At 70.2% G+C, this 24,321-nt stretch carries 25 protein-coding genes; 14 read left to right on the top strand and 11 right to left on the bottom strand.

Features of this window, described 5'->3' with window-relative positions:
• Positions 1-161 precede the first annotated feature (161 nt).
• Both AC07FT_RS35305 and serB read left to right on the top strand, forming a co-directional pair.
• On the top strand, positions 162-1,592 hold the full coding sequence (locus AC07FT_RS35305) for a streptophobe family protein (RefSeq protein WP_479180226.1): 1,431 nt from the start codon (positions 162-164) through the stop codon (positions 1,590-1,592).
• Positions 1,593-1,692: 100 nt separating this feature from the next.
• Positions 1,693-2,928 carry a phosphoserine phosphatase SerB gene (serB, locus tag AC07FT_RS35300; protein WP_471206887.1) on the top strand — a complete coding sequence of 412 codons (1,236 nt, stop codon included), beginning with the start codon at positions 1,693-1,695 and terminating at the stop codon, positions 2,926-2,928.
• 126 nt (positions 2,929-3,054) lie between these two features.
• Here serB and AC07FT_RS35295 read toward each other — a convergent pair whose 3' ends face one another.
• The 4 genes from AC07FT_RS35295 to AC07FT_RS35280 all read right to left on the bottom strand — a co-directional run bounded on the left by AC07FT_RS35295 (position 3,055) and on the right by AC07FT_RS35280 (position 5,644).
• Positions 3,055-3,573: a SixA phosphatase family protein gene (locus tag AC07FT_RS35295; protein ID WP_432014566.1), complete on the bottom strand. Its 519-nt coding sequence runs from the start codon at positions 3,571-3,573 to the stop codon at positions 3,055-3,057.
• 115 nt (positions 3,574-3,688) lie between these two features.
• Positions 3,689-3,904, bottom strand: a complete 216-nt coding sequence (locus AC07FT_RS35290; protein WP_471206881.1) for a hypothetical protein — start codon at positions 3,902-3,904, stop codon at positions 3,689-3,691.
• 197 nt (positions 3,905-4,101) lie between these two features.
• Complete coding sequence (locus tag AC07FT_RS35285; RefSeq protein WP_471206878.1) at positions 4,102-4,218, bottom strand: SGM_5486 family transporter-associated protein; 117 nt, start codon at positions 4,216-4,218, stop codon at positions 4,102-4,104.
• Between the two features lie 100 nt (positions 4,219-4,318).
• The gene (locus AC07FT_RS35280) at positions 4,319-5,644 is read right to left on the bottom strand and encodes a CynX/NimT family MFS transporter (RefSeq protein WP_479180223.1); all 1,326 of its coding nucleotides are present in this window, start codon (positions 5,642-5,644) and stop codon (positions 4,319-4,321) included.
• A 115-nt stretch (positions 5,645-5,759) separates the two neighbouring features.
• On the opposite strand from AC07FT_RS35280, the gene AC07FT_RS35275 reads away from it, so the two are divergent.
• The gene (locus AC07FT_RS35275) at positions 5,760-6,437 is read left to right on the top strand and encodes a FadR/GntR family transcriptional regulator (protein ID WP_471206872.1); all 678 of its coding nucleotides are present in this window, start codon (positions 5,760-5,762) and stop codon (positions 6,435-6,437) included.
• A 67-nt stretch (positions 6,438-6,504) separates the two neighbouring features.
• On the opposite strand, the gene AC07FT_RS35270 is transcribed toward AC07FT_RS35275, so the two are convergent.
• The 3 genes from AC07FT_RS35270 to fabG all read right to left on the bottom strand — a co-directional run bounded on the left by AC07FT_RS35270 (position 6,505) and on the right by fabG (position 8,540).
• Positions 6,505-6,822, bottom strand: coding sequence for a hypothetical protein (locus tag AC07FT_RS35270; RefSeq protein WP_471206869.1), 318 nt, complete (start codon positions 6,820-6,822; stop codon positions 6,505-6,507).
• A gap of 237 nt (positions 6,823-7,059) precedes the next feature.
• Positions 7,060-7,830, bottom strand: coding sequence for an enoyl-ACP reductase FabI (gene fabI / locus AC07FT_RS35265; RefSeq protein ID WP_254751905.1), 771 nt, complete (start codon positions 7,828-7,830; stop codon positions 7,060-7,062).
• 5 nt (positions 7,831-7,835) lie between these two features.
• Positions 7,836-8,540 carry a 3-oxoacyl-[acyl-carrier-protein] reductase gene (gene fabG, locus AC07FT_RS35260; RefSeq protein WP_479180222.1) on the bottom strand — a complete coding sequence of 235 codons (705 nt, stop codon included), beginning with the start codon at positions 8,538-8,540 and terminating at the stop codon, positions 7,836-7,838.
• Between the two features lie 345 nt (positions 8,541-8,885).
• On the opposite strand from fabG, the gene AC07FT_RS35255 reads away from it, so the two are divergent.
• The 4 genes from AC07FT_RS35255 to AC07FT_RS35240 are packed head-to-tail and all read left to right on the top strand — an operon-like array spanning position 8,886 to position 14,498.
• Positions 8,886-9,197 (top strand): SseB family protein, encoded by a 312-nt coding sequence (locus tag AC07FT_RS35255; protein WP_479180220.1) that lies wholly within the window; start codon positions 8,886-8,888, stop codon positions 9,195-9,197.
• Positions 9,190-9,711, top strand: a complete 522-nt coding sequence (locus AC07FT_RS35250) for a hypothetical protein (RefSeq protein WP_479180219.1) — start codon at positions 9,190-9,192, stop codon at positions 9,709-9,711. The genes AC07FT_RS35255 and AC07FT_RS35250 overlap by 8 nt, the downstream gene beginning before the upstream one ends.
• Positions 9,711-14,111 (top strand): putative T7SS-secreted protein, encoded by a 4,401-nt coding sequence (locus AC07FT_RS35245; protein WP_479180218.1) that lies wholly within the window; start codon positions 9,711-9,713, stop codon positions 14,109-14,111. The genes AC07FT_RS35250 and AC07FT_RS35245 overlap by 1 nt, the downstream gene beginning before the upstream one ends.
• Positions 14,112-14,141: 30 nt before the next feature.
• The gene (locus AC07FT_RS35240) at positions 14,142-14,498 is read left to right on the top strand and encodes a hypothetical protein (RefSeq protein WP_479180216.1); all 357 of its coding nucleotides are present in this window, start codon (positions 14,142-14,144) and stop codon (positions 14,496-14,498) included.
• 222 nt (positions 14,499-14,720) lie between these two features.
• Here AC07FT_RS35240 and AC07FT_RS35235 read toward each other — a convergent pair whose 3' ends face one another.
• Both AC07FT_RS35235 and AC07FT_RS35230 read right to left on the bottom strand, forming a co-directional pair.
• Complete coding sequence (locus tag AC07FT_RS35235; RefSeq protein ID WP_479180214.1) at positions 14,721-15,200, bottom strand: Uma2 family endonuclease; 480 nt, start codon at positions 15,198-15,200, stop codon at positions 14,721-14,723.
• Positions 15,201-15,345: 145 nt separating this feature from the next.
• Positions 15,346-15,870: an ATP-binding protein gene (locus tag AC07FT_RS35230; RefSeq protein WP_479180213.1), complete on the bottom strand. Its 525-nt coding sequence runs from the start codon at positions 15,868-15,870 to the stop codon at positions 15,346-15,348.
• A 144-nt stretch (positions 15,871-16,014) separates the two neighbouring features.
• Between AC07FT_RS35230 and AC07FT_RS35225 the strand changes: the two genes are divergently transcribed.
• The 5 genes from AC07FT_RS35225 to tyrS all read left to right on the top strand — a co-directional run bounded on the left by AC07FT_RS35225 (position 16,015) and on the right by tyrS (position 21,597).
• Positions 16,015-16,812, top strand: a complete 798-nt coding sequence (locus tag AC07FT_RS35225; protein WP_479180211.1) for a helix-turn-helix domain-containing protein — start codon at positions 16,015-16,017, stop codon at positions 16,810-16,812.
• Complete coding sequence (locus AC07FT_RS35220) at positions 16,809-17,012, top strand: DUF397 domain-containing protein (RefSeq protein WP_479180210.1); 204 nt, start codon at positions 16,809-16,811, stop codon at positions 17,010-17,012. Before AC07FT_RS35225 ends, AC07FT_RS35220 begins: the two co-directional genes overlap by 4 nt.
• Positions 17,013-17,161: 149 nt before the next feature.
• The gene (locus tag AC07FT_RS35215; protein ID WP_479180208.1) at positions 17,162-18,703 is read left to right on the top strand and encodes a TldD/PmbA family protein; all 1,542 of its coding nucleotides are present in this window, start codon (positions 17,162-17,164) and stop codon (positions 18,701-18,703) included.
• Positions 18,700-20,121: a metallopeptidase TldD-related protein gene (locus tag AC07FT_RS35210; protein ID WP_479180207.1), complete on the top strand. Its 1,422-nt coding sequence runs from the start codon at positions 18,700-18,702 to the stop codon at positions 20,119-20,121. Before AC07FT_RS35215 ends, AC07FT_RS35210 begins: the two co-directional genes overlap by 4 nt.
• A 57-nt stretch (positions 20,122-20,178) precedes the next feature.
• Positions 20,179-21,597, top strand: a complete 1,419-nt coding sequence (gene tyrS / locus AC07FT_RS35205) for a tyrosine--tRNA ligase (RefSeq protein ID WP_479180205.1) — start codon at positions 20,179-20,181, stop codon at positions 21,595-21,597.
• Positions 21,598-21,714: 117 nt separating this feature from the next.
• On the opposite strand, the gene AC07FT_RS35200 is transcribed toward tyrS, so the two are convergent.
• Positions 21,715-21,996 carry a GlsB/YeaQ/YmgE family stress response membrane protein gene (locus tag AC07FT_RS35200; protein ID WP_478775359.1) on the bottom strand — a complete coding sequence of 94 codons (282 nt, stop codon included), beginning with the start codon at positions 21,994-21,996 and terminating at the stop codon, positions 21,715-21,717.
• Between the two features lie 212 nt (positions 21,997-22,208).
• Here AC07FT_RS35200 and AC07FT_RS35195 point away from each other — a divergent pair, with 212 nt between their 5' ends.
• Together AC07FT_RS35195 and AC07FT_RS35190 are read left to right on the top strand one after the other, a co-directional pair.
• Complete coding sequence (locus tag AC07FT_RS35195; protein WP_479180203.1) at positions 22,209-22,613, top strand: DUF3099 domain-containing protein; 405 nt, start codon at positions 22,209-22,211, stop codon at positions 22,611-22,613.
• 193 nt (positions 22,614-22,806) lie between these two features.
• A complete protein-coding gene (locus AC07FT_RS35190; protein ID WP_254751925.1) occupies positions 22,807-23,043 on the top strand; it encodes a hypothetical protein in 237 nt (78 codons plus the stop codon).
• 45 nt (positions 23,044-23,088) lie between these two features.
• Here the strand turns inward: AC07FT_RS35190 and moaA are convergent, their stop codons facing one another.
• Positions 23,089-24,078 (bottom strand): GTP 3',8-cyclase MoaA, encoded by a 990-nt coding sequence (gene moaA / locus AC07FT_RS35185; RefSeq protein ID WP_479180202.1) that lies wholly within the window; start codon positions 24,076-24,078, stop codon positions 23,089-23,091.
• Between the last annotated feature and the right edge of the window lie 243 nt (positions 24,079-24,321).

Raw genomic sequence — 24,321 nt, 5'->3', positions numbered from 1 at the left:
CTATTTCAGGCTCAGTCCCTGAACCGGAAGTCGGGTTTTGACAAGACCGTGTCCGGGACACCGCCGACTCATCCGAAAGGCCCCCGGAAAGTGGTAGGCGCTGACGGATAGTGCAGATCATGGGTTATCCGGGCAACTCGCATCGTTGAGGAGTCGAGGGCATGAGCGCGAGCGACCGCCGCCGCATGCCCTGGGGGCATGCGCTGCTCACCGCCGTCGCGGCGGTGAGCTGGGCCTTTCTGGCAATGGCGGGGATCGCGGCGCTCGGTCTGCATCTGACCGGGGCCGACGGCGCCGGGGCGCTCGGCCCCATGACCGCCGCGGCGATGGTGCTCGCGCTCGGTGGCACGGTGAGTCCGTCCGGAGATATCGAGACGTTCGGACTGAAAGGCGCCGAAGCCCATAGCGCCATCGATATCGCGCCACTTGGGTTGAGCCTGGTCGGAGCGTTGCTGCTGGGATGGGTGTTTCTGCGTTCGCTGCGCACCGCGGGGGCGACCGTACCGGGGGCCGAACTCGCCCTGCGGGCGGGTCTGGTGGTCGTCGTCTTCCTGCTGCTGCTCACCGGGCTCACCTGGGTGGGCAACGATACGATCACGATCGACGGCGCGGAGCTCGGTCTGGACGAACTCGGCCGCCGCGCGGAGCGGGAGCTGCTGGACCGGCTCCCCGACGAGCTGGGCGATCTCGGGGAGATCGGCGCCGGACTGCTGCCGGACCGGATCAGCGGACTCGTCGACGCCAAGGCGTCCGTCGGCTTCACGGTGGAGGCCGGGCGCTCACTGCTGGGCGGTGCCGTGTGGATCGTGGCCGTACTGCTGCTCGCGCTGCTCGTCTCGCGCCGTACGCCGCTCCCGCCGGGCGCGGAGGCGCTGCACCGTACGGTCCGGCCCGCGATGTCCGCGCTGTGCGCGGTGCTGGTGCTCGCGGTGGTGGCCGGACTCGCGGTGTCGGTCTACGCCGCCGCCCGTGACGACCACCCCCGGCTGGTGCTCGGCACGGCGCTGCTCACCGCCCCCAACGGGGTGTGGCTGGGCACCGCGCTGGGACTGTTCGTGCCCTGGCACGGCAGTGTGACCGGTGCACTGGTGCGGGTGCTGCCCGACCCCTTCGGTGAACTGCTCACCGGACGCGGCGATGAGCCGATCACGGTGGGGCGGCTGGCCGAACTGGACGGTGAGGTGTGGCTGCTGGTGGTGGCGAGCGTGCTGATGATGCTCGTGGCCGGGGTGCTGACGGCGGTCCGCACACCCGCCGGGGGCACCGGACGCCGGACGCTCGGCGCGGCTGCGGGGAGCTGCGCCCTGTGGCTCGGACTGGTGACCGCCCCGGTGCTGGCGCTGCTGGTCCGGCTGACCGGGGTGTCGGCGGGCGCGAGCCTGTCGGTGTTCGGCTTCGACGCCTTCGGCGCCGGGCTGGAACTGCACGGCAGCGTGCCGTTCGCCCTGCTCCTGGGAGCGGCCTGGGGCGCGGTGTCAGGTGCCCTCGGCGCCCTGATCGCCCGCGCCACGGGCGCGGCGGGCCGCTGGGCGACACCGCGGGCCCGGAGCGCGGCAGGGGCGGAGCCGGGGCCCGGGGCGACATCGGGGTGACGCCGGGGCGGCCGGGGTGTGAACGTCGGGCGCCGGGCCGCTGTCCAGCAGTCGGGCTGCCGCGCGCACCCCACCGGCGGCCGGATACGGTGGGAAGACCATGAGCACACCGCAGATGCCACCTGCCACCGCCGTTCCGGGCGACGATGTCCCCACGCTCCTCGTCAAGATCTTCGGCAAGGACCGCCCCGGTATCACCGCCGGGCTCTGCGACACCCTCGCCGCCTACGACGTGGACATAGTCGATATAGAGCAGGTCGTCACCCGGGGCCGCATCGTGCTGTGCGTCCTGGTCACCGCCCCGACGGCCGGTGACGGCACGGAGGGGGACCTGCGGGCCACCGTGCACAGCTGGGCCGAGTCCATGCGGATGCAGGCGGAGATCATCTCCGGCCGGGGTGACAACCGGCCGCGCGGCACCGGACGGTCGCACGTCACCGTGCTGGGCCATCCGCTGACCGCCGAGGCCGCCGCGGCCGTCGCCTCCCGGATCACCGGGACCGGCGGCAACATCGACCGGATCTTCCGGCTGGCGAAGTACCCCGTGACCGCCGTGGAGTTCGAGGTGTCCGGCGCCGAGACGGAGCCGTTGCGCACCGCGCTGGCCACCGAGGCCGCGGACATCGGGGTCGATGTGGCGGTCGTGGCGTCGGGGCTCCAGCGCCGGGCGCAACGGCTGGTGGTGATGGACGTGGACTCGACGCTGATCCAGGACGAGGTGATCGAGCTCTTCGCGGCGCACGCGGGGTGCGAGGCCGAGGTCGCCGAGGTCACGGCCCGTGCGATGCGCGGTGAGCTGGACTTCGAGCAGTCGCTGCACGCGCGTGTGGCGTTGCTGAAGGGCATCGACGAGTCCGTGGTGGACAAGGTGCGCGCGGAGGTCCGGCTGACGCCCGGCGCCCGTACGCTGATCCGCACCCTGAAGCGGCTCGGTTACCAGGTGGGCGTGGTCTCCGGCGGTTTCACCCAGGTCACCGACGACCTCAAGGAGCGGCTGGGGCTGGACTTCGCCTCCGCCAACACCCTGGAGGTCGTCGACGGCAAGCTGACCGGCCGGGTGATCGGCGAGGTGGTGGACCGGGCCGGCAAGGCACGGCTGCTGCGGCGCTTCGCGGCCGAGGCCGGGGTGCCGCTGGTGCAGACCGTGGCGATCGGCGACGGCGCCAACGACCTGGACATGCTCAACGCGGCCGGGCTCGGGGTGGCCTTCAACGCCAAGCCGGTGGTGCGGAAGGCCGCGCACACGGCGGTGAACGTGCCGTTCCTGGACGCCGTGCTGTATCTGCTGGGCGTGACCCGCGAAGAGGTCGAGGCGGCCGACGCCCACGTGGACTGACCGGCCGCGAGGGACCTCAGAGGCGTCAGGGGCGGTCGGACGGGTTTCGGCCCCCGCCCCGTCCTCCGACGGCGGGGCGGGGGCCGGTGGCGGCTCACGCGCGGGGGTGGCTCACTCGGCGGTGGCTCACTCGTGGGGCGCCCAGAAGGTGGTGAGGCGGCCGACGCCGTGCTCGACGGACTTCCAGGAGCCGCTGAAGGTCACCACCGCGAATCCGGAGGTGGGGAAGCCGGAGCGGGACATCCGCTCCCGGGTGCCCTGCTCGGCCTCGCCCGCGAGGGCGTCGGCGAGGGCGTGCATCCCGGGGTTGTGGCCGACGACCAGCAGATCGGTGACGTCGTCGGAGGTCTCGTTGAGCACCGCGAGCAGCTCACCGAGCGAGGCGTCGTACAGACGGTCCTCGTAGACGGTCTTGGGGCGCTGGGGAAGCTCGTGGACGACCAGCTTCCAGGTCTCGCGGGTGCGTACGGCCGTGGAGCACAGGGTGAGTTCGGGGGTGAGTCCGGCTTCGGCGAGCCGTCGCCCGGCGATCGGGGCGTCCTTGCGACCGCGCTCTGCGAGCGGCCGGTCATGGTCTGCCACCTGGGGCCAATCGGCCTTGGCGTGTCGGAGAAGCACAATCCTGCGGGGCACATCGACGCTCATGCGTCCCAGCTTCGCATGAAACAGTGGTCCAGGCGCAGGGTGCGGGAACGACCTGATCAAAGGTGAGCAACCACGGGCCGGTGGCGGGCGTGGAAGATCGCCACGGCTCCGGCGATCATCCCGCGTCGTGCAGGGCGACCTGCCGCACCAGCCCCAGGACCTGCGAGACCGCGCCCGGGTCGGCGGCCGCGTGGGCGTCGGTGGGCCCGGTGAGCAGAAGCAGCAGCGCGGCGAAGGCGATGGCGGGCAGCGCGATGGCCCACCACGGCAGCCGTATCTCCACGCCGCTGTGCACCGGAGGGACGGGCCGGGTGTGGCTGCGGGCGGGCATGGGGATCGCCTCCGGAACAGCGGATCGGGGAGCGGTGCGTCGGATGCTCCGACCCTACGGAGCGGGCGCGGGCGCTCCCATCCGGTGATCCACCCACTTACCCCTGACCCTGGCCCCCTAGGGGATGGTGGTGCTAGCCCCACCCCGGCGCTCCGGGCGCCGCCGCACGGGTCCCTCGTGCCCCAAAGGCCCTTCCGTCAGGGCGAGACGATGGTGGCGACCACACCGATGACCACGGTGATGCCGAGCATCACGCCGAGGATGATCAGCAGCTTCTTCTGGCCGTCCGGGGGGTTCTCATCGAGCACAGGCATGCTCCGAGTGTCCCACCCCCGGTCCGGGGGCCAGGACCGGGGGCACGGTCGGGGCTCGTATGCGTCGATGCCGGTCGGACCCCGTCCTCGGGCGTGCGGGTCAGACCTCGTCCTCGAGGATGCGGTTGCGCCCGGCCAGCACACCCGCCACGATCTGCGGCACCATCAGCGCGGCCATCAGCGCGATCGGCAGTCCCCAGCCGCCGCTGTGCTGGTAGAGCACACCGACCAGCAGGGGGCCCGGTATGGACAGCAGATAGCCGGTGCTCTGGGCGAAGGCGGACAGCCGGACCACACCCGCGCTGGTCCGCGCCCGCATTCCGATCATGGTGAGTGCCAGCGGGAAGGCGCAGTTGGCGACGCCCAGCAGCAGGGCCCAGGCCCAGGCGCCCTCCGCCGGGGCCAGATAGAGCCCGGTGTAGCCGCTGAGCCCGAAGACCCCGAGGATCACGGCCAGTACGCCCTGGTGGCGCAGCCGGGCGGCGATCGGCGGCAGGACGAACGACAGCGGCACCCCCATGGCCATGATCACGGCCAGCAGCACCCCGGCGGTGGAGGCCGAGACGCCCGCGTCCCGGAAGATCTGCGGCATCCAGCCCATCGTGATGTACGCGGCGGTGGCCTGGAGGCCGAAGAAGACGGCCATCGCCCAGGCGATGGGGCTGCGGGTGATGGGCCGCTGCCGTCCGGCCGTCCCGGCCCCGTCCGCGGTCGACGGCTGGGACGTGGCGGAGCCCGCTGCCGCATCCCCGGCGCCCCGTGTCTCCCCCGCGTCCTTCCCGCGGTCACGGGCGAGGAACAGCCAGGGCACCAGCGCGATCGCGGCGAGCAGCGCCCACACTCCGAGTCCGGCCCGCCAACTGACGTCCAGCGCGGTGGTCATGGGAACGGTGGCCGCCGCGGCGGCGGCGGTGCCGAGCGAGAGACCCATGGAGTACAGACCGGTCATCGCGCCCACCCGGTCGGGGAACCAGCGCTTGACGATCACGGGCATCAGGACGTTGCTGACCGCGATACCCGCCAGCGCGAGCGCGCTGGCGCCCAGGAAGGCCGGGGTGCCACCCGCGAAGGGGCGCAGCACCAGACCCGTGGTGATCGCGACGAGTCCGGCGCAGACGACGGCGCCGGGCCCCCAGCGCCGGGCCAGCCGGGGTGCGGTGAGCCCGAAGAGCGCGAAGCAGACGGCCGGCACGGAGGTGAGGAACCCGGCGACGGTGCCGCTCATGCCGAGGTCGTCACGGACCTCTTCGAGCAGCGGGCCGAGGCTGGTGACGGCGGGCCGGAGGTTGAGGGCGGCGAGCAGCAGTCCGACGACCAGGAGACGTCCGCGCCAGGGGGAACCGGTGGCGCGGGCCGCGGGCTCCGGGATGGTGCGGGTGGCAGCCGGAGGGCTGTCGAGGGTGGTGAGGTCGTCGCGTGCTGGCATGTGGCCCATCATAGAATGATGGGATGAATACCTGTCCAGTTGATGATGACCGCCCCGTGACGGCAGGGCGGCATCATGGAAGTGCCCGCTTCCCCGCCCCAGGCACAGGAGAGTCATGCCGCTGACCTCGCCCCAGCGCTCCGTCCTCGCCGATCAGGTGATCGCCCAGCTGCGTGCCCAGATCACCTCGGGCGAGTGGCCGGTCGGCTCGCGGATCCCCACCGAACCCGAGCTGGTCGAGCAGCTGGGCGTGGCCCGCAACACCGTGCGCGAGGCGGTGCGCGCGCTCGCCCACAACGGTCTGCTGGACATCCGGCAGGGCTCGGGCACCTACGTCCTGACCACCAGTGAGCTGGCCGGGGTGATGCACCGCCGTTTCGCCGCCGCCGATCCGCAGCACGTGGCCGAGCTGCGCAGCGCCCTGGAGACGAAGGCGGCGCGGCTGGCCGCCGAGCGCCGCACCGCGCAGGACATGAAGGGGCTGGACGCCCAGCTGGACCGGCGGGAGCGGGCCTGGGAGTCGGGCGATCTGGAGGCGTTCGTCGAGGCGGACGCGACCCTGCACATGGCGGTGGTGGCCGCCTCCCACAACCCCGTCCTGGCCGAGCTGTACGCGGACCTGGGCGCGGTGGTGCGGGACTTCCTGCGGGCGGACGTGGACGGCGCGATGCGGCCGGAGCTGCATGTGGACCACGCACGGCTGGTGGAGGCGATCCGGGAGCGGGACGGCGAGCGGGCGGCGGCCGAGGCGAGCACGCATCCGTTCGGCTGCCGTCAGCTCACCGGCGGCTGACCCGCCTGCCGCACGCTTCCGGAGCGGCCGTCGGGCCGCGCCCGCCGCACCCTTCCGCAGTCCACCGTCAGCGGTGACTCACCCACGCCTTGCGGATCTCCTTCCAGCACCGCTCGGCGAGCCGTACGTGCTGGGCCGGGCCGACCTCGACCGGGCGGGCATCCATGTCCGGATCCCACCAGCGGGCGCATTCGACGTGCAGCTGCACCCGGTCCGCGCGCGGATTGGGGTTGTAGCAGCTCGCCGTGGCGTGCGAACCGTTCACCCAGGTGCTGCACGCGGCGGTGCGGGGGCGTTCCAGGGCGGCGGAGCGGGAGGCGACGACGGTGGATCCGGCCAGTGCGACGATCAGGACTGCGGCGGCGACGCGCCTGGTCGTACGCATGGCGGGACCTCCTCGGCCGTGCTGTCGCTCCGGGAGTCGGTTCGTCGTACGTCGTCGTCCTCGTACGTTCGTCCTCGTACGCAATCCACCGTGCGCGGAGCACCACCCGGACGCCCGTCCGGCGCGCCCGTTCGGGCTAACGCCCCGGTGCGCCGGACGGCCGCCGCCCCGGCCTCCCGCGCGGTGCGGGAGGCGGGGCGACGGCCGTCATGCCGTGCGATGCGCTACGGGACGGGCTCAGGCGCCCATCATGTGCACACCGCCGTCGACGTGCACGATCTCGCCCGTGGTGCGCGGGAACCAGTCCGAGAGCAGGGCGACGACGCCACGCCCGGCGGGCTCGGGGTCGGTGAGGTCCCAGCCGATCGGGGCGCGGTGGTTCCACACGTCCGCGAGCTCCTCGAAGCCCGGGATGGACTTCGCGGCCATGGACTTGATGGGCCCGGCCGAGACCAGGTTGCAGCGCACGTTCTTCGCGCCCAGGTCACGGGCGAGGTAGCGGTTGGTCGCCTCCAGGGCTCCCTTGGCCACGCCCATCCAGTCGTACTTCGGCCAGGCGAACTGCGCGTCGAAGGTCATGCCGACGATCGAGCCGCCGCGCGGCATGACCGGCAGGCAGGCCATGGTGAGCGCCTTGAGGCTGTACGCCGAGACCTGTACCGCGGTGGAGACGTCCTCCCAGCTGCCCTCGAGGAAGTTGAAGGCGCCCTGGGGGCCGAAGGCGATGGAGTGCACCACACCGTCGAGGTCGACGCCCTCGCCGAGGTGCTCGCGCACCTTGTCGGCCAGCCCGTCGAGCTGCTCCTGGTTCTGGACGTCCAGCTCGATCACGGGGGCGGGCTTGGGCAGCCGCTTGGCGATCCGCTCGACGAGGGAGACCCGGCCGAAGCCGGTGAGGATGACCTCGGCGCCCTCCTCCTGGGCCAGCTTCGCGGCGTGGAAGGCGATGGAGGCCTCGGTGATGACGCCCGTGACCAGGATGCGCTTACCGGCGAGAATTCCACTCATGACGTTCAGTGACCCATGCCCAATCCGCCGTCGACAGGGATGACGGCTCCAGTGATGTACGCGGCCTCGTCGGAGGCCAGGAAGCGGACCGCCGCGGCGATCTCCTCGGGCTGTCCGTAGCGGGCGAGCGGCACCTGCTGCACGATGCCCTCGCGCTGCTCGTCGCTGAGCGCGCGCGTCATGTCGGTGTCGATGAAACCGGGCGCTACCACGTTGAAGGTGATGTTGCGCGAGCCCAGCTCACGGGCGAGGGAACGGGCGAAGCCCACCAGGCCCGCCTTGGAGGCCGCGTAGTTGGCCTGTCCCGCCGCGCCCAGCAGTCCGACGACGGAGGAGATCAGTACGACACGGCCCTTGCGAGCGCGCAGCATGGCGCGGTTGGCCCGCTTGACCACGCGGAAGGTGCCCGTGAGGTTGGTGTCGAGGACGGCGGAGAAGTCCTCCTCCGTCATCCGCATCAGCAGCTGGTCGCGGGTGATCCCGGCATTGGCGATCAGGACCTCGACCGGGCCGTGCTTCTCCTCGATCTCCTTGTAGGCCTGCTCGACCTGCTCGGGCTCGGTGATGTCGCACTTCACCGCGAGGAACCCGGCCGGCGGCTCACCGGACCGGTAGGTGATGGCGACCTTGTCGCCAGCGTCGGCGAAGGCACGCGCGATGGCGAGGCCGATGCCGCGGTTGCCTCCGGTGACGAGAACCGAGCGGCTCAAGGGACCACCTTCTCTTATTGATGTCGTACTGGACGCCACACATGTGCCGACCCTTGTTGCAGAAAAACTATCGGGCCGGAAGCCGCTTCGGAGAATCGATCACGCACAGGGCCGCCAGTCGGTCCCTGTCGACTTCCTACAGAAGCCCCGGGGAGAGCGCGCCCGACGCCACCGGCGTGGCGCGCTCCCGCGGGACGACTGCGAAGAGCGGCGTGTCGGTCACGCAAGGTATCGATCATCTGTGTGATGATGGCGCGCATGTTTGGGGGCGGGAATCAGCGTTCGCCAGGTCGGGGCGGCGGGGAATCACTGGCGGATCTCGTACGCGCGGAGACCGCGGCGGGGATGTCGGAGCGGGAGAAGTGGGCGGCGCTGCGCGCGACGCGCCTGTACTTCCAGCGTCCGGAGAGCCCGGGCTTCCTGGTCTCGGAGACACCGGAGGGCGGCCCGCTGGTCGCGGTGTTCACCACGGTAGGGGGTCTGGCCCGGTTCGCGGGCGCGTGTTCCTGGGCGTCGACGACGGCCGAGGACCTGGTGGGGTTGTTGCCGGAGGGCGTTCGGGCGTTGGTGGATCCGTTGGGTGAGCGGCCGTTCCTGCTGGACGCGGGGGTGCTGAGCGAGGCGGAGGTTCAGCGGGAGGGGGAGGGTCGTGGGTGACCCTGACGCGAGGAATGTGAACCGTGCCCCGTCCGAGGGTGGTGAGCACGGTAAGTACGGCGGCGACGAGGGCGCCGACGGCTACAAGATCGAGATCGCTTCGGTGAAGAGCGTGATCGCTCCGCTGGAGGAGTCGGTGGTCGGGGCCCGGGCGGTCAAGAACGGCCAGGAGAAGCTGTCGGCCTATCTCAAGCACTGCGGCGCGCCCGAACTCCTGTCCTCGGGTGAGGGGTTCATCAAGGCGTGGGGGTTCGGGATGGGTGAGCTCGCGGACCACGCGGATGTGGTGGTCGAGCGGCTGTACGAGGCGATCGCCGGGTACATGCTGGCGGATCTGATGCGGGTGAAGGACTTCTGGCCCTCGGACGCGAACATGGCCAAACTCCCGCAGGGCGCGGCCGGTAACTGGTCCTGGGAGCACGTGGGCGCGCCGGAGATGGAGAAGCGTCCGGAGAGTTCGGGCCTGCAGAAGCTCAGGGACGAGATCGTGCGTGAGTATGAGGATGAGTCCTGATGGGGGATCCGGACGCGGGGCGGACCCCGCAGGTACGCATACCGGCCGACGCCGAGGTCGAGGATCTGATACCCGGGAAGCCGGGCGATATCGACGATCTGGTGGTGGAACTGCGCGCGTACGCGGGCGCGTTCCAGGACGGAAAGGACAAGCTGCGGCCGCTGGGCGCGGACAGCTGGCAGGGCCTGGGCGCGGGTGAGTTCCGGAAGGCGGTCGACCGGCTGCCTAAGGAACTGACGTCGGGTCACGACGAGTTCACCCATGCGGCCAGTGCGCTGGCCTCCTACGCCCGCAAGCTGCGCTCGGTGCAGAAGCGCTGTCAGCCGATCATCGATGACGCGGAGGCGGCACGGGCGGCGTCCACAGCGCACAACAAGAAGGTCGAGACCTACAACGACGCGGTCAAGCGCGGCGATGAACAGCTGCCGGACCGGCCCTCGGAGACCGATCCCGGCGTCTCGGCGATGGAGCACTGTGTCGAGCGGCTGGACAAGCTGATCGAAGAGCTGCAACTGGTCGTCGACGCGTCGAAGAAGAAGATCGACGAGGCGACGAAGAAGGCTCCGGACAAGCCGAGCAACTGGGAAAAGCGCAAGGAAAGCCTCAAGGACGGGCTGTGGAAGGCCCATCACGGCATCCTCGGTATGGCTGAGCTCCCCGCCTCGCTGGTCAAGGGGGACCTGGCCGGTGCCTCGATGCAGCTCGCGGGCATGGCGGACGGTGCGGCGTACCTGGCCCAGCACCCCGAGGAGTTCGCAAAGGCCGTCCAGAACTGGAAGGGTTGGTCCCAGGATCCGCTGCGTACGGCGGGGGAGATCGGCCCGTCAGTGCTGCTGGCCCTGGCCACCGGCGGCGCGAGCGCGCTGCGCAGGGGTCTGAAGAGCGGCAAGGGGGCCGCGAGCCGGCTGGCCGCGCGGCGGAAGGCGCTCGGGCGGGACGGCGAGGCACGTGGGAAGGCCGGCCGAAAGGGCAGCCACAACCAGGAAACCAAGCACAGGACTTGTGATCACGACCCGGTCGACGTCGCGACCGGCGAGATGGTCCTGCCCGCCACGGATGTGTCGCTGCCCGGAGCACTGCCGCTGGTTCTGGAGCGCACCTTCGTCTCCGGACACACCTGCGGCGGCTGGTTCGGCCCTAGTTGGGCCGCCACCCTCGACCAGCGACTGGAGCTGGACGCCGAGGGGATTGTGTTCGTCGCAGCCGACGGCATGGTGCTGCGCTACGCGGTTCCTCTTCCCGGGGAGGACACCTACCCGGTGCGGGGCCCGCACTGGCCGCTGCGCTGGGACGGCACGGTCGGCGGCACCATGCGGATCGACATCCCCGAGCAGGGCACCACCCTCCACTTCGCGCCCCTGGAAGGTGCGGAGGGCAACGAGCTCCCTCTCCGGACGATCGAGGACCGCAACGACAGGTCTCTCACCTTCTCCTATGACGAGGAGGGCGCCCCACGGGAGGTGGCGCACTCCGGCGGCTACCGCATCGTGATCGACACCGATCCGGAACTGCTGCGCGTCACCGCGCTTCGGCTGCTGGGCGTCGGTGACACCGAGACGGGCACCACCCTGGTGTCCTTCGGCTACGACGACGCCGGAGACCTCACCGAGGTCTACAACTCCTCGGCGGACCCGATGCGGTTCACCTACGACGAGCAGCACCGCGTCACGTCCTGGACCGACCGCAACGGCACCCGCTTCGCCTACGTCTACGACCACCGCGGCCGCGTACTGCGCACCGTCGGCTCCGACGACATGATGGCCAGCCGCTTCCACTACGACGCGGCGTCCCGCACCACGGTCTACACCGACTCACTCGGCCACCGCACCACCTACGTCTTCGACGACGACTACCGGACCGTGGCCCAGACCGACGCGCTGGGGAACACCACTCACACCGAGTGGGCTCCTGAAGGCCGTCGCCTGCCGCTGTCGGTGACCGATCCGCTGGGGCACACGACGCGTTACGCGTACGACGGCTCCGACCGCCTCATACGCGTCGACCGCCCGGACGGCACGGCGGCCACGGCCGACTACGACGCCTACGGCCGACCGCTGGAGGTATGCGAACCGGATGGCGCGGTATGGCGCTACGCGTACGACGAGCGGGGCAACCTCACCAGGGCCACGGACCCGACGGGCGCGGAGACCTGTTACGCCTACGACGCCGACTCCGGCAGCCTGACCTCGGTCACCGACCCGCTGGGCAACACCACCACCGTGGTCTGCGACGCCGCCGGTCTGCCGGTCGAGGTCACCGATCCCCTGGGGAACACGACCACCGTCCGCCGGGGCACCCACGGCCGGATCACGCGCGTCACCGACCCCCTGGGCAACATCACCCGCCAAGGCTGGACCATCGAGGGCAAGCCCGCCTGGCGCACCCGCCCCGACGGCAGCCGCGAGACCTGGGCGTGGGACGCCGAAGGCAACCTCCTCCAGCACACCGATCCGGCGGGTAACACCACCCGCCACACCCACACCCACTTCGACCTCCTCGCCACCCGGACCGACCCCGACGGGGCCGAATACGGCTTCACCTATGACAGCCAGCTACAACTGACCCAGGTCACCAACCCCCAGGGCCTCACCTGGACCTACACCTACGACGGTGCCGGGCGGCTGATCTCCGAAACCGACTTCAACGACCGCACGCTGACGTACGAGCATGACGCCGCCGGCCGGGTCAGCTCCCGTACCAACGGCGCGGGCGAGCGGCTGCACTACCGGCGGGACGCCCTGGGCCGTACGGTCGCCACCCGCGCCGACGACGGCACCGAGACGACCTTCGCCTACGACGCCGTGGGCCGTCTGACGGCAGCGACGAATCCGGACACGGAACTGGCCCGCGGCTACGACGCCCTCGGCCGGATCCTGACCGAGACGGTGGACGGTCGTACGACCTCCTACGCCTACGACGCGGCGGGCCACCGCACCGAGCGCATCACCCCGGCGGGGGTGCGCTCGGCGTGGACCCACGACGCGGCGTCCCGTCCGGTGTCGCTCACCACCGCGGACAACTCGCTGCGCTTCGGCTATGACGCGGCGGGCCGCGAGACGTCCCGCACCTTCGGTGCCGATGTGACGCTCTCCCAGACCTGGGACGGTCTGGACCGCATGACGGGTCAGACCGTCACCGGCCCGGCCTCGGCCCTCATCCAGCACCGCGCCTACGCCTACCGCGCGGACGACCACCTCACCGAGATCCGTGAACTCACCTCGGGCACACGGACCTTCGACCTCGATCCGGTCGGCAGGGTCACCGCCGTCCACGCCAACGGCTGGACCGAGACCTACGCGTACGACAGCGCGGGCAACCTCACCACGGCCGGGGCCCCCGAGCACCCCTCCCCCGGTCCGCGCGAGTTCAGCGGCACGCTCATCCGCACCGCGGGCGGCGAGCGCGACCGCACGACCTACGAACACGACGCCCAGGGCCGTCTGATCCGCCGCACCCGCCGCCTCCTCAACGGCCAGCGCCGCACCTGGACCTACACCTGGAACACGGAGGACCGCCTCACCCAGGCCACCACCCCGGACGGCGCGCGGTGGCGCTACACGTATGACCCCTTGGGCCGCCGCACCGCCAAGCGCCGCCTCGCGGCGGACGACACGGTGACCGACCGGATCGACTTCACCTGGGACGGCACCCGCGTCGCCGAACAGACCACGGCCGACGGCCACACCACCACCTGGGACTACGCCCCAGGCACCCACCGCCCGATATCCCAGACGACGACGTCGGCACTGGCCGGAACCGAGTACGACACCCGCTTCCACGCGATCGTCACGGACCTGGTCGGCACCCCCACCGAACTCATCGCCCCCGACGGCACCCTGGCCTGGCACCCCCGCACCACCCTCTGGGGCACGCCTCTCCCGGCCCCACCGGGCACCCCGGAGGTGGACTGCCCCCTCCGCTTCCCCGGCCAATACGCCGACCCCGAAACCGGCCTGCACTACAACTACTTCCGCTACTACGACCCCGAAACCGCCCGGTACGCATCGCCGGACCCGTTGGGCCTAGAACCTGCATCCAACCATCATGCATACATCGAAAGCCCCTACTTTTGGATCGACCCGCTGGGGCTGGCGCCGGATTGCCCGGAAAAGCTAACTCGTGGCGAGAAGTTGCGAAGGGCTCAAGGATTGGGCGAACTGAATGAAGCTCAGCTGAAAAACCTCAAGCGGTTCATGAAGGGCAGCTCTGGCGCAGCAGAAATTCCCATCATCAAACGTCTTGACGATGGAAATGTCGAGTTCAGCTACAGGGTACCCGGCAGGGTTCCTGGGTCCTGCGCCATATACGCGAAGGAAGTCGATGTGGATGGCAATACAGTTAAAGCATATAAAACCACTTTGGATCCAGACGGAAATGTGGTACACGTGAAGCCGAAGTAGATTCGATAACACTTTGATTGGGGTGGTCATGTGCGCCAGCAGGACATTCAAAAACTTCTCGACCTCCTTGACGTGAACGGACGCGTACACGACCTAGCAACCGCCGCACAATCGGCCAGCCATGGTCAAATCGATGAGGTCGTTCAGCTAAGCCCGGATAGCGCGATTGCGGCGCTCGAAAAGTTCATGGCGGGCGACATCTCGGCACAAGAGCTCATCGACTGGGCAGAGGTTGTGCATTCAGTGGACGCGATTGGAGTAACCGAAGAGCATGAGGATCTGCTGCTTCAGTTCCTTTTTGAGATCTCCACTCCGGAACTATTTGATGCAATCAACACGGAGACATGCTCCCGGTGGATCAGTAGGCTAGAGCGAGCGATGTCGTGACCCGAATTTCCCTCAACCGCCAGAAAAAACCGCGGGGTAGAATCAGGGCTAAGCATGCCGACTTCCGGTTCGAGCGGGTGCGCAGCCGCCGCGCGGCGGCTGCGGGACGAGCTCCGATAAGCAGGTGGAACTGGCCGGTGAGGCGGTGCACGCCGGCCGGACCTGGGTCTCGCCCTGCGAGGCGGACGCGAAGAAGACCGCGCTGTCGGCCGTCGGCGGCGGTCAGCGGGCCTCGGGATAGGTACGCAGGTCCGTGGTGGCGAGCGTCCAGTCCCCGATGGTCACCTCGTCGCCGAAGGCGTAATCGCTGCGGGTTCGGTAACGGGGACCTTCACCCCCGAGCCCCGGACCCGGATCGGAAAGGGCCGCAATCGTGCCCTTCCGCGGGTCGACGAGAAGGTAGAGGGGGATACCCATCGCCGGGTAGTCATGCATCTTCTCGACGTAGTCGGTGGAGTGATTCGACGGCGACACGACCTCGGCGACCAAAGCGACATCGCGAGGATGGAACGGCGCCATCGTGTTCTCCGCGAACACCGCGTCCGGAACGACGATCAGATCAGGGCGCCGCAGTTTCCCGAGAGAGGCATCCTCCACCTCACCGCCCGTATGAGCGACCAGAAAAGACGGGATCTGCTGGTCGAGCTGCTGGCGGATACGCAGAGCGATGAACTCATGCGGGCGCGGGGGCGACATCAGCATGACGATCTCGTCACCACTGAGATCTCATAACCCCGAAACGGGTCCGGGGCGCGCTCGGTGAGCCGCTCCGCGATTTCCCGTAGACGTCCGTACTCCACGGCCGACGCTCCTTCACCACGGCGGGCTTGCTCGCCCGTCTCCCGCATCATCGCGCTTCGCCGGCTCCGGTGTCTCCCGTGACTTGCTGCGACCGGCACCCCTCTCCGCCGGGAGCGAGAGCGTATTCGCACCACACCGTCTTGCCGATGCCCCGCTCCGCCACTCCCCACTTCGAGGCGAGCGCGTCCACGAGCAGCAGCCCGCGTCCGCCCTCCGCCTCGTCATCCCGGTCGCGGAGCACCGGGCGCCGCTCGTCGCGGGCGTCGGACACCTCGATACGGGCCGAGACAGGGGTGTGGCACCCGTCCCGGCCGGGCGACGGCTGCACGCTGAGCCGTAGATGGAAGTTCCGGCCAGGCGTATGCCCATGGCTCACGGCATTCGCCGTGAGTTCGCCCGCGATCAGCGCGAGGCCCTGTGAGGCGTCGCTGTCCCGGGGAACGCCCCATTCCTCCAGTCTGCGAACGACGAGGCGCCGGGCGAGCCGGGCACCCCGTCGGGAAGAGGTGAAGAACATCTCGAACGTATCGCCAGGGGGATTTTCACCATTCACATCACCGAGCGTGGCCAAGCGTGCCTAGCCTGACCAGACGGTCGGCGGGTACGCAGGGTCGCGGTACGGGCACGGCTGGTGTTGGTACGGGAGTCATGGCGTGACACCGAGGGACCGCGCGGCGTTCTCGCGCAAGGAAGGCGCAAGGGAGGTGGGCGGGCCATGGCAGGCGACATCGTCAAGTGCATCGGCAGGCAGGTGAAGCTCTTCCGCGAACGGGCGGGGCTCACACAGGCTCGGTTGGGTGAGGCGATCGGATACAGCGAGGAGCAGGTCTCCTCGGTCGAGCAGGGACGCCGGGTGCCACAACCGGATTTCCTGGACGCGGCTGATGGGGCACTTGAGGCGTTCGGAGTCCTGCGGGCCGCCAAGGAGGAAGTCGCCAACGTGCAGCTCCCGGCGTTCTTCCGAGGCGCGGCACGGCTGGAGGCGCAGGCGGTCGAGTTCCACGCGTATGAGAACCAGGTGATCAATGGGTTGCTCCAGACCGAGGACTACGCCCGCGCGGTCTTCACCATGCAACGTCCCATACTGGACGAGGAGACCGTCGAACAGCGGGTCACCGCCCGGTTGGCCCGGCAGGAACTCATCGCTCGGCGGCCCCCGCCCCTTATGAGCTTCGTGACCGAAGAGGCGGTGTTGCGCCGACCGTGCGGCGGACCGTCGGTGATGCACGCGCAACTGGAACACCTGCTGCGCATCGGCCAGATGCGGAACGTAGATCTTCAAGTGATGCCGACAAGGCTGGAAGAGCATGCCGGAGCGGGTGGCCCATTTGCCTTGCTGGAGCCCAAGGGGCGCCAGATGATGGCCTACACAGAGGTTCAGGACATCAGCAGGTTGCTGACGGATCGCAAAGCGGTCCGCACTCTTGAACAGCGCTACGCGATCATCAGGGCCCAGGCTCTCACTCCACGGGAGTCGCTGGGATTCATAGAGAAACTGCGGGGAGAAACGTGAACGACAACCACCTGGAACTGTCGTGGTTCAAGAGCAGCTACAGCAGCGGCGAAGGCGGTATGTGCGTCGAGGTGGCCGTCACCGCCGACACCCTCCACGTACGGGACTCCACCAACCGTCACGGATCACAGCTTGCCTTCCCCATACGCCAGTGGGACGCCTTCATCGGCCACCTCACGGCTGACGGGTTCGGCGTGTAGCCGACCGTTCGGGCCGCCCCCCACGGCGAGGGCGGCCCACGTTGTTTTCACGGCCGCCCCGGCGATCGTCGCGCCCCACCCCACATCGGCATGGTTCACTGCCCACCGGCACCAACAACAGGACGTACACCGACGAAGGGGAGTCGCCCGTGGCGCACGAGATCGATCCGTCCTTCCTCGCGCTGCCGCTGCGGGCGCTCGCTGACGCGGCGCTCGCGCGCGCCCGCGCGCTGGGGGCTGAGCATGCCGACTTCCGGTTCGAGCGGGTGCGGAGCGCCGCGTGGCGGTTGCGGGATGCCAGGCCCGCGGGGGCGTCGGACACCACCGACGTGGGGTACGCGGTGCGGGTGGTGCACGGCGGGGCCTGGGGGTTCGCCTCCGGGGTGGATCTGACCATGGACGCCGCCGCGCGGGTCGCCTCGCGGGCCGTGGAGATGGCGAAGCTGTCGGCCCGGGTGATCCAGGCGGCCGGGTCGGACGAGCGGGTGGAGCTGGCCGATGAGCCGGTGCACGCCGACAGGACCTGGGTCTCGTCCTACGAGGTCAACCCCTTCGACGTGGCGGACGCGGAGAAGACCGCGCTGCTGGCGGAGTGGAGTGAGCGGCTGCTGGCGGCCGAGGGGGTCGCGCACGCCGACGCGAATCTGCTGACCGTCCAGGACAACAAGTTCTACGCGGACACCGCGGGCACCACCACCACCCAGCAGCGGGTACGCCTGCATCCGCAGCTGACCGCGTTCGCGGTGGATCCGCAGACCGGGGAGTTCGACTCGATGCGCACCACCGCCCCGCCGGTGGGACGCGGCTGGGAGTACCTGACCGGTACCGGGGCCGGGGCCGGGGTGTGGGACTGGGACACCGAGCTGGCGGAGATGCCGGAGCTGCTCGCCGAGAAGATGCGGGCGCCGTCGGTGGAGGCCGGGTCGTACGACCTGGTGATCGATCCGTCCAATCTGTGGCTGACGATCCACGAGTCGATCGGCCACGCCACCGAGCTGGACCGGGCGCTGGGGTACGAGGCGGCGTACGCGGGGACCTCGTTCGCCACCTTCGACCAGTTGGGCAAGCTGGCCTACGGCTCGGACATCATGAACGTCACCGGTGACCGGACGGCCGAGCACGGGCTGGCCACGACCGGTTACGACGACGAGGGCGTGGCGGCCCAGTCCTGGGACCTGGTCAAGGACGGCACGCTCGTGGGGTATCAGATGGACCGCCGGATCGCCCGGCTGACCGGGTTCGAGCGGTCCAACGGCTGTGCGTACGCCGATTCACCGAGCCACGTTCCGGTGCAGCGGATGGCCAATGTGTCGCTGCAACCGGCGGCCGAGGGCGGTCCGTCGACCGGGGATCTGATCGGCGGTGTCGAGAACGGTCTCTACCTGGTGGGCGACCGCTCCTGGTCGATCGATATGCAGCGGTACAACTTCCAGTTCACGGCGCAGCGGGCGTACCGCATCCGCAACGGCGCGCTGGCGGGGCAGGTGCGTGACTTCGCCTACCAGGCCACCACCACGGACTTCTGGGGGTCGATGGCGGCCGTCGGCGGACCGCAGACCTATGTGCTGCACGGCGCGTTCAACTGCGGCAAGGCGCAGCCGGGGCAGGTCGCGGCGGTGTCGCACGGCTGTCCTTCCGCGCTGTTCCGCGGTGTGAACATCCTCAACACCACCCAGGAGGCCGGGCGATGACCGCGTCGTACAAGCCGCACGAGATCGTCGAACGCGCCCTGGAGCTGTCCCGCGCGGACGGCTGTGTGGTGATCGCGGACGAGAAGTCCACGGCCCATCTGCGCTGGGCGGGCAACGCGCTGACGACCAACGGGGTCACCCGCGGCCGTTCGCTGACCGTGGTGGCCACCGTGGACGGCGCGCAGGGCACCGCCTCGGGGGTGGTGTCCCGGTCCGCGGTCACGGCGGATGAGCTGGAGCCGCTGGTCCGGGCGGCGGAGGCGGCGGCCCGGGAGGCGGGTCCGGCCGAGGACGCGCGGCCGCTGGTCGCCCCGGACGCCTCGCTGCCGGACTCCCCCGGGTTCACCGACTCCCCCGCCGAGACCTCCTCCGCGGTGTTCACGGCCTTCGCGCCCGCCCTCGGCGACTCCTTCGCCCGGGCCCGCGCGGGCGGTCGAGCGCTGTACGGCTTCGCCCACCACGAGGTCGTCTCGACCTTTCTGGGCACCTCCACGGGGCTGCGGCTGCGCCATGACCAGCCGACCGGCACCCTGGAGATCAACGCCAAGTCTCCGGCCGCGGACGGCGGCGGGCCGCGTTCGGCGTGGGCCGGGCGTGCCACACGTGACTTCACGGACGTGGACCCGGCCGCGCTCGACGCCGAGCTGGCCGGGCGGCTGGCCTGGGCGGAGCGGCGGGTGGAGCTTCCGGCGGGCCGCTACGAGACGCTGCTGCCCCCGTCCGCCGTGGCGGATCTGCTGATCTACCAGATGTGGTCGTCGGTGGCGCGGGACGCGGCGGAGGGCCGTACGGTCTTCAGCCGTCCCGGCGGCGGGACCCGGATCGGGGAGAAGCTGTCCGCACTGCCGATGACGCTGCGCAGCGATCCGCGGGCACCGGGTCTGGAGGCGGCGCCGTTCGTGATCGCGCACTCCTCGGGGGACGACGCGTCGGTCTTCGACAACGGACTGGCGCTCACGGCCACCGACTGGCTGCGCGACGGGGTGCTGAACCAGCTCCTCACCACCCGCCACTCGGCCGCGCTCACCGGGCTGCCCATCGCCCCGGCGGTCGACAACCTGATCCTGGAGGCGGGCGGCACCCGGTCGCTGGAGGAGATGGTGGCGGCCACCGGCGGCCAGGGCCCGGCCCTGCTGCTGACCTGTCTGTGGTACATCCGTGAGGTGGATCCGGCCACCCTGCTGCTGACCGGGCTCACCCGGGACGGGGTCTACCTGGTCGAGGACGGCGAGGTGGTCGGTGAGGTGAACAACTTCCGGTTCAACGAGTCGCCGGTGGGCCTGCTCTCCCGGGCCACCGAGGCGGGCCGGACCGAGCGCACACTGCCGCGTGAGTGGGGCGACTGGTTCACCCGGGCCGCGATGCCCGCGCTGCGGATCCCGGACTTCAACATGAGCTCCGTCAGCAAGGGCGTGTGACCGGCCGAATACACTGGTCCCGCCCATCCGTCCACCCATAAGTCACTCAGGAACCCCATGACACGCCTCGGCGAATCCGTCGCCCGCGCCACCGAGCTCCTCAGCCAGGACCTCTCCTCCGACAGCACCGTCGAGCGGCTGCTCGGTGAGACGGGCTCGCGGCGCTATCTGGATCTGACGGATCTGTCGCCCGAGGAGCAGGCGGAGCTGATCGCCTCCCGCACGGTCGAGGTGCTGCCGGGCGTGTCCGAGCTGGCCGGGCGTATCGAGCGGCGGCGGGGCGAGGGCCGGGGTCTGGGGATCAAGCTGGGCATCGACCCGACGGCGGCCGATGTGCACCTCGGCCATGTCGTGCCGATGATCATCCTCAGCCGCTTCCAGCGGATGGGCCATGACGTCACCCTGCTGATCGGTGACTTCACGGCCAAGATCGGGGACCCGTCGGGCCGTACGGCGGAGCGTCCGCCGCTGACCGACGAGGACATCGCGCGGAACCTGGCGGGCTACCAGGAGCAGGTCCGGCCGTTCTTCGACTTCGAGAAGGTCAGCTTCCGGCAGAACAGCGAGTGGCTGGCGCCGTTCACCTTCCCGGAGCTGCTGGCGCTGCTCTCCCAGGTGCCGGTCTCCCAGCTGCTCCAGCGCGAGGACTTCCGCAACCGGCTGGCCGCGGGCTCCGGGCTGACCATGTCCGAGCTGCTGTACCCCATCGCCCAGGGCCTGGACTCGGTGGCGCTGGAGTGCGACGTCGAGCTGGGCGGCGCCGACCAGCTGCTCAACCTGCAGATGGGGCGCAAGCTGATGGAGCTGCGCGGGCAGACCCCGCAGCTGGTCGTCACCATGCCGCTGATCGAGGGCACCGACGGCACCGGCGCCAAGATGTCCAAGTCCAAGGGCAACTACGTGCCGCTCACCGCGACCGCCGACGATGTCTTCGGCAAGATCATGTCGATTCCGGACCGGCTGATGAAGCCGTACCTGGAGGCGTGGACGGAGTGGACGGACGCGGAGATCGCCGCCGCGACCGCCCGGGTGGAGGACCGTTCGCTGCACCCGATGGACCTGAAGAAGGTCCTGGCGGGCGAGGTGGTCGCGGCGCTGTACGGCATCGAGGCGGCCATGAAGGCCCGTGCGGGCTTCGTCGCCCAGTTCTCCAAGAAGACCTTCGCCGACCTGGGCGCCCTCCCGGTGGTCGACGCCGCCGAGCACGGCTCGGAGACGGTGGCGACCGTGCTGAGCAAGGTGCTGGAGTTCCAGCCCAGCGCCTCAGCCGCCCGCCGGGTGGCCAAGCAGAACGGGCTGCGGCTGGTGGTGGAGACCGAGGGCGGCCAGGAGTCGGTGGTGCTGCCCGAGGCCCAGGCGGTACGTCCGCTGGCCGAGGTGGTCGCGGAGACCCTGGCGGAGGCGGGGCTCACCGGGTCCTCCGGGGCCGTCTACCTCAAGGCCGGGCGGAAGATCGCCCACATCCAGGGGCTGTAGACACGCGGGGAGGCCGGGCCCACGGGCTTCGGGGGCCTCCAGCCCGAAGCGGCGGCCGGTGCGCATCCACCATGCGCGCCGGCCGCCGCCGCGTGAGGCGGGCCGGGCCGGTCGGCCCTAAGCCCGTTCCCGTTTGCCGCCGTGGCGGATGGTCTGCCACAGCGGAGTGCCGAGGGCGACGATGACGATCGCCCCGGCCAGTTGGAGCAGATGCCGGATCCAGTCGAAGCCTCCGGTATGTCTGACCCCGATCCATCCGGCCACCGCGTTGCCCACGATGGCCCCGAGAATGCCGTAGAGACAGGTCAGCCACAGTGGGATGTCCTGTTTCCCCGGCAGGATCGCCCTGGCAAGCACACCAAGAATGATTCCCACGACGATCGCCCACAGCCAGTTCATGTCGCCTCCTGACGCGGTGGGGGATGCGCATTTCCCTCCAGTGTTCGACCGTTTCGGTTACGGCGCACGTCGGAGCGTCGGGTCCATGTCATGGCGTAACCGAGTGGCCACCCATCGGGGTGCCCCGGTCTCGAGTCCGGCGGGTGCGCGGCGTAACGTGGGATACGTCCCGGAGCGGGGTGGCCCGCTCCTCGAGCAGGTGGTGGAACGTGATGCGGAAGCAGGGCGACGCGGAAGTCTTCCGGATCACCGGTGCCCGGCAGGGGCTGGCCGACGATGTGCGCGGCCGGCAGCGGCGCTATGTGATCTCGATGTCCGTGCGCACCGTCTCCGTCGTACTGGCCGCGGTGCTGTGGAACGTGGAGCGCCATGTGGCCATCGTGGCGCTGGTGTTGGGCGTGCTGCTGCCGTACATCGCGGTGGTCATCGCCAACGCGGGCCGGGAGAACGCCCCTTCGCTGCCCACCACGTACCTCCCCCCGCCGCAGCGGCCCATGCTGGTCTCCGCCCCGCAGGACGAAGGGCCGCACCACGGGCCGTCGGACGGCCCGCAGGCGGAATCCGCCGCGGAAGACATCGGACATACCAGCGAGGATGGACGCGGGGGACACGGCTGACCTGCCGCGTTTCCATATACTCAGGAAAACCTCAGATCAATCGCGCAGTTCCGGTGCACCGCGCCCCATCCCTCGTGACATACTGCGTACGCGCTCCGCATCCCCCGTCGGAGCGACGGACCGACGCCGGGCGGCTCCCCCCGTGGCTGCCCGGCGTCGCCATGTCCGGGGCGGCTTCCGTAGAGTCTGCGGTGTGAACACCCGCGAGACCCCCGCCGAAGACGATGCCGTGATCTGCTCCGCCAAGGGCTGCCGCGCCCCGGCGGTCTGGGTGCTGGCCTGGAACAATCCGAAGATCCACACTCCTGAGCGACGCAAGACCTGGCTGGCCTGCGAGGAGCACCGGGAGCACCTCTCGCAATTCCTCGGGGTGCGGGGGTTCCTCAAGGACGTGGTGACGCTCGAGGAGTGGTCGGCCGCCGAACGCTGATCCGGGCGGGCGGCCGACCACGAACGGGGCCGGCGGGTCGGCGGGTCAGCCGCCGATCGCCGACATCGGACGGTCCGGCTGGAGGAACGACGGGTCGTCCAGTCCGGACCCCGCCTTCTTGCCCCACATCGCCACCCGCCACAGCCGGGCGATCTCCTCGTCCGGGGCGCCGGACCGCAGCGCGCCGCGCAGATCGGACTCCTCGCGGGCGAACAGACAGGTGCGCACCTGTCCGTCGGCGGTCAGCCGGGTGCGGTCACAAGCGCGGCAGAACGGGCGGGTGACGGAGGCGATGACGCCGACGCGGGCGGGCCCGCCGTCGACGAGCCAGCGCTCGGCGGGCGCCGAGCCGCGCTCCCCGTCCTCCTCGGGGGTGAGGGTGAAGCGGGTGCGCAGACTGGTCAGGATGTCCCCGGCGGTGATCATGCCGTCGCGCTTCCAGCCGTGCTGGGCGTCCAGCGGCATCTGCTCGATGAAGCGCAGTTCGTAGGCGTTCTCCAGGGCCCAGGTGAGCAGCTCGGGGGCCTCGTCCTCGTTGAGGCCGGGCATCAGCACCGTGTTGACCTTGACCGGGGCGAGCCCGGCGGCGCGGGCCGCCTCCAGACCGCGCAGGACGTCACCGTGGCGCTTACGCCGGGTCAGCGCCTGGAAGACCTCCGGGCGCAGGGTGTCCAGGGAGACATTGACCCGGTCGAGACCCGCGTCGCGCAGCGCTTCCGCGGTGCGCTCCAGGCCGACGCCATTGGTGGTCAGCGACATCTGGGGGCGCGGGGTGAGCGCGGCGCAGCGCTCGACGATGGAGACCAGGCCCGGCCGCAGCAGCGGCTCGCCCCCGGTGAAGCGGACCTCGGTGACGCCGAGGTCGGTCACCGCGATCCCGATCAGCCGGACGATCTCGTCATCGGTGAGCAGATCGGGTTTGGCGAGCCACTGGAGACCCTCTTCCGGCATGCAATAGGTGCAGCGCAGATTACATCGGTCGGTCAGGGAGACACGCAGGTCCGTGGCGACGCGACCGTAGGTATCGATCAGCATGGCGGCGGCCCCTCCAGTTCGCATGCATGATGTGCGCTACGTCAATTGTCCCGCAGCGTACGCCACAGCTGTGACGATCGGATTTCCTTGGGAACCTCACGGGATCCCGTGGATCCGCGGAGGGGCCGCTGACGGCCCGGCCGGACCGGTCAGTGGGCTCCGTGTCCGGTGAGGGAGCGGACCTCCAGTTCCGCGTACTTCTCGGGGTCCGGCTGTTCCTTGGAGACCATGGTGCCCAGCCAG

The sequence above is a fragment of the Streptomyces sp. NPDC045899 genome (assembly GCF_056431485.1).
The sequence above is the reverse complement of the archived record's forward strand: the minus strand, read 5'-3'. Positions and strand labels throughout refer to the sequence as shown.